Origin of the sequence: Pseudomonas shirazensis (genome assembly GCF_050496565.1) — a bacterium.
GTDB classification, from domain to species: domain Bacteria; phylum Pseudomonadota; class Gammaproteobacteria; order Pseudomonadales; family Pseudomonadaceae; genus Aquipseudomonas; species Aquipseudomonas shirazensis_A.
In genome coordinates, this window is record NZ_JBNWAE010000014.1 from 126,354 (window position 1) to 135,238 (window position 8,885).

Genomic DNA, 8,885 nt, shown 5'->3' on the forward strand with positions numbered 1-8,885 from the left:
GCAGTACACTAAACGCCGCTCTCAGGAGCGGCGTTTTAGTATCTACGAATCGACATGGGTTGGATGAAGATGCGAAGCAAGGTGACGGGCGCGAAGCGCTGGGTCGTGAAGATCGGCAGCGCCCTGCTGACCGCCGATGGCAAGGGCCTGGACCGCGGTGCCATGGGTGTTTGGGTCGAGCAGATGGTGGCCCTGCGGGAAGCAGGGGTGGAGTTGGTGCTGGTCTCTTCCGGGGCCGTGGCAGCGGGCATGAGCCAGCTTGGCTGGAACAAGCGACCGAGTGCCATGAACGAGCTGCAGGCCGCTGCATCGCTGGGCCAGATGCGTCTGGTGCAGGCGTGGGAGTCGAGCTTTGGTGAGCACGGCAAGCACACCGCGCAGATTCTCCTGACCCACGACGACCTGTCTGACCGCAAGCGTTACCTGAATGCCCGCAGCACCCTGCGCACCCTGGTCGATCTGGGTGTGGTGCCGGTGATCAACGAGAACGACACGGTGGTCACCGACGAGATCCGTTTCGGCGACAACGACACCCTTGCAGCGCTGGTGGCCAACCTGGTCGAGGCGGACCTGCTGGTGATTCTCACCGACCGCGACGGTATGTTCGATGCCGACCCACGGCACAACCCCGACGCCCAGCTGATCTTTGAAGCGCGCGCCGACGACCCGGCGCTCGACGCCGTGGCCGGCAGTACCGGCGGTGCGCTGGGCCGCGGCGGCATGCAGACCAAACTGCGCGCGGCACGCCTGGCGGCGCGCTCCGGTGCGCACACCATCATCATTGGCGGGCGCATCGAGCGTGTGCTGGATCGGCTCAAGGCCGGTGAGCGCCTGGGCACGCTGCTGTCGCCCGAGCGCGGCATGCTCGCGGCGCGCAAGCAGTGGCTGGCAGGCCACCTGCAGACCCGCGGCACGCTGGTGCTCGACGCTGGTGCCGTGCAGGCGCTGCGCCAGGCCAACAAGAGCCTGCTGCCGGTTGGGGTCAAGACCGTTCAGGGTAGCTTCCGTCGCGGCGAGATGGTGATCTGCGTCGGCCCGGACGGCCATGAAGTGGCCCGCGGACTGGCCAACTACAGTGCCTTGGAAGCGCAGAAGATCATCGGCCAACCGTCCGATGCAATCGAAGCGTTGCTTGGCTACAGTGCGGAGCCCGAGCTGGTGCACCGCGACAACCTGGTTCTGGTGTAAGGGGATGACTGTGCTGAAAAAGCTGTTTGGCGTGGCGGCGTTGATGCTGCCGATGGTCGCGGGCGCTGAAGAAATCGGCCAGGTCTCGACCGTGTTCAAGTTTGTCGGGCCGAATGACCGGATTGTCGTCGAGGCGTTCGATGACCCAAAGGTTGAGGGTGTGACCTGTTATCTGTCGCGGGCCAAGACTGGCGGCGTCAAGGGTGGCCTGGGCCTGGCAGAAGACCGTGCAGAAGCCTCGATCGCTTGCCGTCAGGTGGGCCCGATCAACTTCAAGGGTGAGCTCAAGGACGGTGACGAGGTGTTCAAAGAGCGCACCTCGCTGGTGTTCAAGACCATGCAGGTGGTGCGTTTTCTCGACAAGAAGCGCAATACGCTGGTGTACCTGGTGTATAGCGACCGCATGATCGAAGGTAGTCCGCAGAATGCGGTGACGGCGATTCCGATTTTGCCTTGGGCGCAGTGATAGCCTGAAACGGTGTATTGGGGCTGCTTTGCAGCCCAATCGCGACACAAGGCCGCTCCTACAGGGACCGCGCCGAACAGGCCGGGCGCGGCCCCTGTAGGAGCGGCCTTGTGTCGCGATTGGGCCGCGCAGCGGCCCCCGTTACCGCAGATCAAGCCAACTCTTCGGCCACATCCTCACGCGCGATCGCCTTCTCTGCATCGATCCGGCTGATGTACTTCCAGTCCGATTCGTCGATGTAGATGCCATTCGGCCCGCTACCACCTTCCAGATCGATCGCCACGTGCGCCGACACCTGCGGCTTGACGCTGGCCAGAATCGGCACAAAGCCCAACTGCTGGCTGGTCTCGAGCAATGCAGCCTGGTTGCGTTCGTCGATGTCGGCCGCCTCATCGAGGTAGTACGGCAGGCGAATGCGCCCGGCCAGGTCGCGGTCCATCAGGTGCAGCAACAAGTACATGTTGGTCAGCGCCTTGATGGTCATGGTGGTGCCGTTGGAGGCAGCGCCATCGATGTCGGCGTGGATCACCGGCTGGCTGTTGATCTTGGTGATCTCGAACGCCAGCTCGAACAGGTCCTTGAGGCCCAGTTGGTTGTGGTTGGCTGCCACCAGCCGGGCCAGGTACTCCTTGGCCTCTTCGTTCTTGTGATCCTGGTCGCTGCTCTGCGTCAGGTCGAACACCGACAGGGTTTCGCCTTCTTCGTACTGGCCAGCGCTGTGGATGATCTGGTCGATGTGCTTGAGCGCTTCCTTGTTCGGCGCCAGCACCACCCGGAAGCTTTCCAGGTTGGACACCTGGCGCTTGTTGATCTCGCGGTTGAACAGCGCCAGCTGGTGCTCCAGGCTGTCGTAGTCGCTGCGGATGTTGCGCAGGGTTCGGGCGATGTCGGTAACCGCGGCGCGGCGCGCCTTGGCCAGGGTCAGGGCTTCTTCGGTGCGGTGCGAGTAGGCGTTGATCAGCAGCTGCAGACGGCGCTCCATGTCGTCTTCGCTGTCGAACTTGGCCACGCCTTTGAGGCGTACCTGGGCATACAGCGCCTCGATCTGATTGTCGGCCCGTTGCAGCGCCTGCCAGCTGTCCTGATAGTCGTTGAGCAGCGGCAGCAGGTTGTCCATCGAGTCGTCCACGGCTTCCATGAACGGCGTGCCGAACGGCATGTCGTTGGGCAGCAGCTGACGGCGGCGCAGGGCGTCTTCGAGGGTGCGCTGCTTGGCTTCGAGGTCGGCCAGTTGGCGGCCGACCAGTTGCAGCTTGGCCGACAGTTGCTGGACGCGCTCGGTGAAGGCGTCGCTGGAGCGCTTGAGCTCGTCCTGGGCCGCTTCCAGCTGGGCCAGTTGCTCAAGCTTCTCTGGCTCTTCGGCGGCCAGGGTTTCGCTGCGGCGGAAGTCTTCCAGGGCCTTTTGCGCATCCAGTACCTGCTGGTACAGGGCTTCGGTCTGGGCCTTGCTGGCGGTGCGGTCGGCGGCGACCGCCTGCTGGGTCTTGAGCTGCTTGAGCTCGCGGTCCAGACGATCCTTCTGGTCGCGCAGGGCGGCGCGGTCAGCCAACGCTTGCAACGCCGGCGGCTCGATGTGCGAGAGGTCGATGGACAGGCCCGGGGCTTCGAAACGCTCGCCCCTGAAGCTGTCGAGCACCGCTTCCAGTGACTTGACCCAGAGGTCGCTGTCATCCAGTTCGATGCCGCGCTCGCCCAGCGGCAGGCTGAACAGCGCACCGTTGAACAGGCGCATCAGGCGGTCGACATCGCCTTGCGAGAACTCTTCACGCAGGCGTGCGTAGCTGTTGTTGTCGGCATGATCGAGCTGCTGCTTGACCACCTTGACCCGCTTCTCCAGGTCACGCACGCGCTCGTCGAGGTCTTCTGCGGAGAACTGCCGAGATTGCGCGAGGGCGCCGGCAAGTTCGTCGTGGGCATCCTTGGCGGCAAGCAACTGCTGCTCGAGGACGCGCACATCATCAACCAAGGCAAAGCGATGCTTGAGCACCGACAGCTCGCCCAGCCAGCGCTGGATACCGCTGATCTCGCGCTCCAGGCGCATCAGCTCCTGAGTACCGCCGCGTTGGTCGTTCTGCAGGCGGTCCTGCTCGCCGCGGTAGTGCTCGGACTGGATCACCAGCTCTTCTTTGCGCGCCATGGCGTATTCCTGCCAGGTGCCGAGCAGGTTATCCAGCAGCGGCGACAGGCGATGCAGCTTGCCGCGCAGGATGTCGCGCTGGGCGACGCCACCGGCCAGGGCTTCGACCAACGGCCCGGCGGCGACCAGCGCGTTATAGTCGCCTTCCATGCGGCGTACGTCGCGGAAGGCTTCTTCGCAGGCGGCGATGTAGTCGACGCTGCCCGAACGCAGGCTGTGCTCGAAGGCATCTAGGAACAGCTGCTTGAGCTTGGCCGCCGTGATCTCGCGCATGTGCAGCAGGTTGATGAACAGGGCGCGGAAGGTCTTCAGGCTCTGCTCGCTGGTCGAGCGCAGCGGGATCAGGGTCAGGTCCAGTGGCACCGAAGTATGGCCACCGACCAACAACCGGCGCAGTTCGTCGGGCTTCAATTCGTACGCCTTGAGGCCATTGCGCTCAAGGTTGGTGAACAGCTCCTTCTGGCGCAGGCAGGTGTCGTCTTTTTGGTAGTGAGCCAGGTCCAGCTGGCCTTGGTAGGCAAAGAACTGGTGACCGAAGCCGCCGCCCGGGCCGCGACCGACCACGCCGATCACGTGCGGGCCATGGGGCAGGTCCAGCTCGCAGAGGATGTAGCTGGTGTCGCTGGCGAAGTAGAAGCGGCGCGACTGCTCGAGGCTGTACTTGCCGAAGCTCATGTCCGACATGCGCGCCAGAATCGGGAACTGCAGGGCGTTGATCGACGCCGACTTACCCAGGTTGTTGGCGCCATAGACCGACAGCGGGTGCTCCAGCGGGAACAGGCCGAGGCTGTAGCCGGCGGTGTTGAGCAAGGCGAAGCGGCGGATGCCGTAGCGTTGCTGGCTCATGCGTCAATCTCCTGTTGCTCTTCGCGGATGGCGCGGGCAAGGGCATCTTCTTCGCTCTCGTCGCCGGCAAACGGGCTGAGGTCGAGCGGGTCGTCGGTGCTGTCGAGTTGCTCGGCGCTGTCGTCGTCGGCCAGCACCGGTACCGGCAGCGGCAGGGCGCTGTGCAGGGTCGCTGCCAGGTCGCGGTCCTGTTGCACCGACAGGCACACATCGATAAAGCGGTGCATCGGCGGCAGGAAGCGGTAGATGCCGCCTTCTTCATGGGCAAAGCCCAGCTGGGTCATGCGGCGCATGATCTTTTCTTCAAGCTCGTCGACGGTCTGTACTTCGGCCTGGATGAACAGGTCGCGGTACTTTTCCAGCAGCGACGGCAGCTCGTCACGGCCGATGCTGCCGCCATCGAGCACGGCGATCGGGTCACGGCCCTGGTCAGCCAGGTGCTCGACCAGGATGAAGGTGAACAGCGACAGGCGCTGAGCGGTCTTGTTGACCTGCGCCGCGGCCAGCTCCGGCACGAAGTAATAGAAACCTCGGGTATCGCACACCAGCTCGAAGCCAAGCGCCTTGAACAGGGTGCGGTACTGGTCCTGGAAGTTCGACAGCTGGGCATACAGCTCAGGGTCGCGGCGGCTGACGTGGAAACCTTTGAACAGCTCGCGGAAGATCGGCGCGAGCTGGGACAGTTCGGAGAGATCAAGATGCATTGGCTGGGCTCGCAGTGGATGCAGGCGATGATTCGGTCAGGGCGAAGGAGCGCAGGCTCACCCGGTGTTCGGCGGTGAGGTAGTCGCGCCGTTCGAGGCGCTCGCGGCTGAAGCGCTTCTCGCGCGACAGGCGCGAGAACCAGTACAGCAGCTCGTCGGTGGCGCCTTCGGGCTCCTGCTCCAGCAGCCAGACCATCAGGTCGGGCAGCGGCAGGGCGCTGGCACAGCGTTCGAGCATCTCCTTGACCGTGCGCGGGGCACGTGGCGTCGGGCCCTTGTCGGTGCGGTGGGCCTTGGGGAAGCGCGCCGGCTTGGGCTCGAAGCGGGCCAGTGCGTAGACGTAGGCCTCGACCTGGCTGGCGCTGCCGAGAAAGGTGCTTTGCGGCCGGGTGAACATGGGCATGGCCGCGTGCGGCACGGCATCGATGCCCTTGCGCCGGATCACCGACAGGGCCAGCGCCGCGCCACGGGTCACGGCGTTGTGCCGGCGCGCTTCTTCACGCAGCGGCAGCAGTAGCTCGCGGGCATGGCGCAAGGTCAACTGGGCGCTGGTCTGCATCTCGAGGATGCGCGCGTGGGTGCGCAGGAGCATGTCGTCGTCGACCAGATGGCCCAGCCGCGCCTGTTCGCCGAGCAGGCGCAGCAGCACTGTCTCGACCTTGCGCACGCCTTGCTCGAAGGCGCCGTCGGCGTTGACCAGCTGGATCATCGGCTCGACATACTCGTCCCAGGTCGCGAGGACTTCGGCGTAACGCTGGCGCAGCGGGATCTGCCGGTTGCTGGTCTTGGCCCGTTCAGCCACGGCGACCAGCGCCTGCTCGTCGTTGTCGAGTTTCTTCAACACGTCGCGCACGCGCATGTCGAGCAAGCGCAGCTGGCGCGCCAGGTCGTCGCTGTCGCGGTTGTCGAAGGCGTCCTGAATATGCCCGGCCAGGCGCTCCAGATGGCGCAGATAGGCTTCGATTTCCAGGCACAGGCCGAGCCGGTGCTCGCGGCGCAGGTAGGCCAGGAAGTCGTGGATCTGCGCGTTCAGCTCGAAGCGGTTCGGGCTTTTTGCCACCGGTACCAGGATATCCAGGCGAATCCACACATCGAGCAGCTGGGTGATGTCCTGCGGGGTGCTTTCTACCTGCTGGCGGCCGAGTTGCTGGCGCAGTTCGATCAGGCTCAATGTGCCCTGGTCGAAACGCTCGCACAGCGGCTCGATCAATGCCCAGTGTTCGGCGAGGGCGCGCAGGACGCGCTTGGGTTCGATCATTGGCGGGTCGACTCGTTGCCAAATTAAAGCCGGCGATTGTACTGCATCCGGGGGGGAGGAATTCACCCCTTGGTCTGTAATGAGATTGCTTCAGGGATTTACCGAGTTGGCTCAGGGTTTTGCCTGCGGGTAAATTTCCGCCAACCTGTAGCGGCGCGGGGCGGTCAACGGCGTTAGAATGCGCGCCTGACTTTTCCCGGATGACCGTGCTGTGCTGATCGAGTCCCGCCGCCGCGCTTACCTGTCCGCCATGCAAGTGGTGCACTGGCTGCCGCGTGCCGAACTGCCGTTCGCCGCGCCGTCGCGGCCCGAGCTGCTGCTGCCGCAGGCGCCGGTCGAGGAAGTCGAATTCGAAGCCCTGGCGCCAGCGCCCGCCGCCGCACCGGTCGCGCCGCAGGCTCGCAATATCGAGCGGCCGAAAATCGAGATTCCGCGCCCGGCGAGCAGCGTCAAGCCGGCAGCCAAAGCGGTCGAGGACGAAGCCCCGCCAGCAGTGGCCCGTCCGGCACCGCTGCCACCGCCGCGGTTTGCCCTGCAGTTGCTGCGCGCCGGCAGCTGCCTGGTGCTGGTCGAGCTGGCCACTGGGCAGCCGTTCCAGAGCCGCGATCCGTCTTACTTGCTGCTCAAGGACATGCTCCGCGCCGCCAGCCTGCCGGATGCGCCGCAAATCATCGGCGAGCCGATCCGCTGGCCGCTGCTGGTGCGCGGCAACATGGACCAGGGCCCGGACGCCGCGCGTGACTTCGTCCAGGGCTTTATCCAGGCGCGCCTGGAAGAATCACCCTGCACCTGCCTGTGGCTGATCGGCCTGCCGGCGCTGCGCTTTGCCGCCCAGGCCGAAGCACCGGCCTACTACCAAGAACTGCAGGTCGAAGCGCTGGGCACTGCCTGGGCGCTGCCCGGCCTGGAACTGTTGATGGACGAGCCGCAGCGCAAGGCGGACGTCTGGCAAGCGATGCGCCAGCTGATGGCGCGCTGGAAGAGCGTTGAATGAGTGATTCGATCAGTTTCCGCCCGATGACCGAGGCGGACCTGGATGCCGTGCTGAAGATCGAGTACGCCGCGTTCAGCCATCCCTGGACCCGCGGGATTTTTCTCGATGCGCTCAGGTCATACCAGATCTGGTTGATGTTCGATGGCGCTCAGCAGGTGGGCCATGGCGTGATCAACGTGATCATCGATGAGGCGCACCTGCTCAACATCACCGTCAAACCGGAAAACCAGGGCCGCGGCCTGGGCCAGCGCCTGCTGGAAAAACTCATGGCCGAGGCCTACAAGCTCAATGGCCGCGAGTGCTTCCTCGAGCTGCGCGCGAGCAACCAGTCGGCCTATCGCCTGTATGAACGCTTCGGCTTCAACGAGATTGGCCGGCGCCGCGACTATTATCCAATGGCCGGTGGCCGCGAGGATGCCCTGGTGATGGCCTGCACCCTGTTCGACGAGTGACCTTGCGCCGTCAGGTCCAGTCACACAGGCATAACCTGATGAGGCAAGACCATGCACGACCTGCAGGAACTGATCGACAACAACGAGCGCTGGGCTGACGCGATCACCCAGCGTGACCCGGACTTCTTCGCCAAGCTGGCCCGCCAGCAGACTCCGGAGTTTCTCTGGATCGGCTGCTCCGACGCGCGCGTGCCGGCCAACGAGATCGTCGGCATGCTGCCGGGCGATCTGTTCGTCCACCGCAACGTCGCCAACGTGGTGCTGCACACCGACCTTAATTGCCTGTCGGTGATCCAGTACGCGGTCGAAGTGCTCAAGGTCAAACACATCCTGGTCACCGGCCACTATGGCTGCGGCGGTGTGCGCGCAGCCATGCAGGACCGCCAGCTGGGCCTGATCGACGGCTGGCTGCGCTCGATTCGTGACCTCTACTACGAAAAACGCGGCGAGCTGGCCACGCTCGACACCGACGAGGCGCGGGTCGACCGCATGTGCGAGCTGAACGTGATCCAGCAGGTGGCCAACGTTGCCCACACCAGCATCATCCAGAACGCCTGGCATCGCGGTCAGGAACTGTCGATCCATGGTTGCATCTATGGCATCAAGGATGGCCGCTGGAAGAGCCTGGACACCACCATCAGCGGCTTTGCCCAGTTGCCGCCGCAATACCGCCTGCGCCCGCAGGAGTAGGCTTAACTCAAAGCCAGTGGGTGGCCGCCAACGAGCTCCGCTGAGCGGGTGTTTTTAATGACCTCATCGTATTGGGGCCGCTGCGCAGCCCTTCGCGGCGGTCCGGCGTCCCGGTGAACCCGCTCCCACAGGTTATGGTGGCGCTGCAAA

At 64.6% G+C, this 8,885-nt stretch carries 8 protein-coding genes; 5 read left to right on the forward strand and 3 right to left on the reverse strand.

The window, feature by feature from the left end; genetic code table 11:
• Positions 1-69: 69 nt before the first annotated feature.
• Complete coding sequence (gene proB / locus ACQZ2L_RS19750) at positions 70-1,188, forward strand: glutamate 5-kinase (protein WP_430327486.1); 1,119 nt, start codon at positions 70-72, stop codon at positions 1,186-1,188.
• Positions 1,189-1,192: 4 nt separating this feature from the next.
• On the forward strand, positions 1,193-1,654 hold the full coding sequence (locus ACQZ2L_RS19755) for a CreA family protein (RefSeq protein WP_430327477.1): 462 nt from the start codon (positions 1,193-1,195) through the stop codon (positions 1,652-1,654).
• Positions 1,655-1,805: 151 nt separating this feature from the next.
• On the opposite strand, the gene mksF is transcribed toward ACQZ2L_RS19755, so the two are convergent.
• The 3 genes from mksF to mksB are packed head-to-tail and all read right to left on the reverse strand — an operon-like array spanning position 1,806 to position 6,599.
• The gene (gene mksF, locus ACQZ2L_RS19760) at positions 1,806-4,637 is read right to left on the reverse strand and encodes an Mks condensin complex protein MksF (RefSeq protein WP_430327478.1); all 2,832 of its coding nucleotides are present in this window, start codon (positions 4,635-4,637) and stop codon (positions 1,806-1,808) included.
• Complete coding sequence (gene mksE / locus ACQZ2L_RS19765; RefSeq protein ID WP_430327479.1) at positions 4,634-5,341, reverse strand: Mks condensin complex protein MksE; 708 nt, start codon at positions 5,339-5,341, stop codon at positions 4,634-4,636. The genes mksF and mksE overlap by 4 nt, the downstream gene beginning before the upstream one ends.
• Positions 5,331-6,599: an Mks condensin complex protein MksB gene (gene mksB / locus ACQZ2L_RS19770; RefSeq protein ID WP_181089112.1), complete on the reverse strand. Its 1,269-nt coding sequence runs from the start codon at positions 6,597-6,599 to the stop codon at positions 5,331-5,333. Before mksB ends, mksE begins: the two co-directional genes overlap by 11 nt.
• 211 nt (positions 6,600-6,810) lie before the next feature.
• Here mksB and ACQZ2L_RS19775 point away from each other — a divergent pair, with 211 nt between their 5' ends.
• Genes ACQZ2L_RS19775 through can form a run of 3 tightly spaced genes read left to right on the forward strand, consistent with a single transcriptional unit; the run spans position 6,811 to position 8,735 of the window.
• Positions 6,811-7,593: an energy transducer TonB gene (locus tag ACQZ2L_RS19775; protein ID WP_430327480.1), complete on the forward strand. Its 783-nt coding sequence runs from the start codon at positions 6,811-6,813 to the stop codon at positions 7,591-7,593.
• The gene (rimI, locus tag ACQZ2L_RS19780) at positions 7,590-8,045 is read left to right on the forward strand and encodes a ribosomal protein S18-alanine N-acetyltransferase (protein WP_430327481.1); all 456 of its coding nucleotides are present in this window, start codon (positions 7,590-7,592) and stop codon (positions 8,043-8,045) included. The genes ACQZ2L_RS19775 and rimI overlap by 4 nt, the downstream gene beginning before the upstream one ends.
• A 51-nt stretch (positions 8,046-8,096) precedes the next feature.
• Positions 8,097-8,735, forward strand: coding sequence for a carbonate dehydratase (gene can / locus ACQZ2L_RS19785; RefSeq protein ID WP_430327482.1), 639 nt, complete (start codon positions 8,097-8,099; stop codon positions 8,733-8,735).
• The last annotated feature ends 150 nt before the right edge of the window (positions 8,736-8,885 follow it).

Coding starts and splice junctions, on each gene's coding strand:
- proB (WP_430327486.1), top strand. CDS start 70: ATGCGAAGCAAGGTGACGGGCGCGAAGCGCTGGGTCGTGAAGATCGGC.
- ACQZ2L_RS19755 (WP_430327477.1), top strand. CDS start 1,193: ATGACTGTGCTGAAAAAGCTGTTTGGCGTGGCGGCGTTGATGCTGCCG.
- mksF (WP_430327478.1), bottom strand. CDS start 4,637: ATGAGCCAGCAACGCTACGGCATCCGCCGCTTCGCCTTGCTCAACACC.
- mksE (WP_430327479.1), bottom strand. CDS start 5,341: ATGCATCTTGATCTCTCCGAACTGTCCCAGCTCGCGCCGATCTTCCGC.
- mksB (WP_181089112.1), bottom strand. CDS start 6,599: ATGATCGAACCCAAGCGCGTCCTGCGCGCCCTCGCCGAACACTGGGCA.
- rimI (WP_430327481.1), top strand. CDS start 7,590: ATGAGTGATTCGATCAGTTTCCGCCCGATGACCGAGGCGGACCTGGAT.
- can (WP_430327482.1), top strand. CDS start 8,097: ATGCACGACCTGCAGGAACTGATCGACAACAACGAGCGCTGGGCTGAC.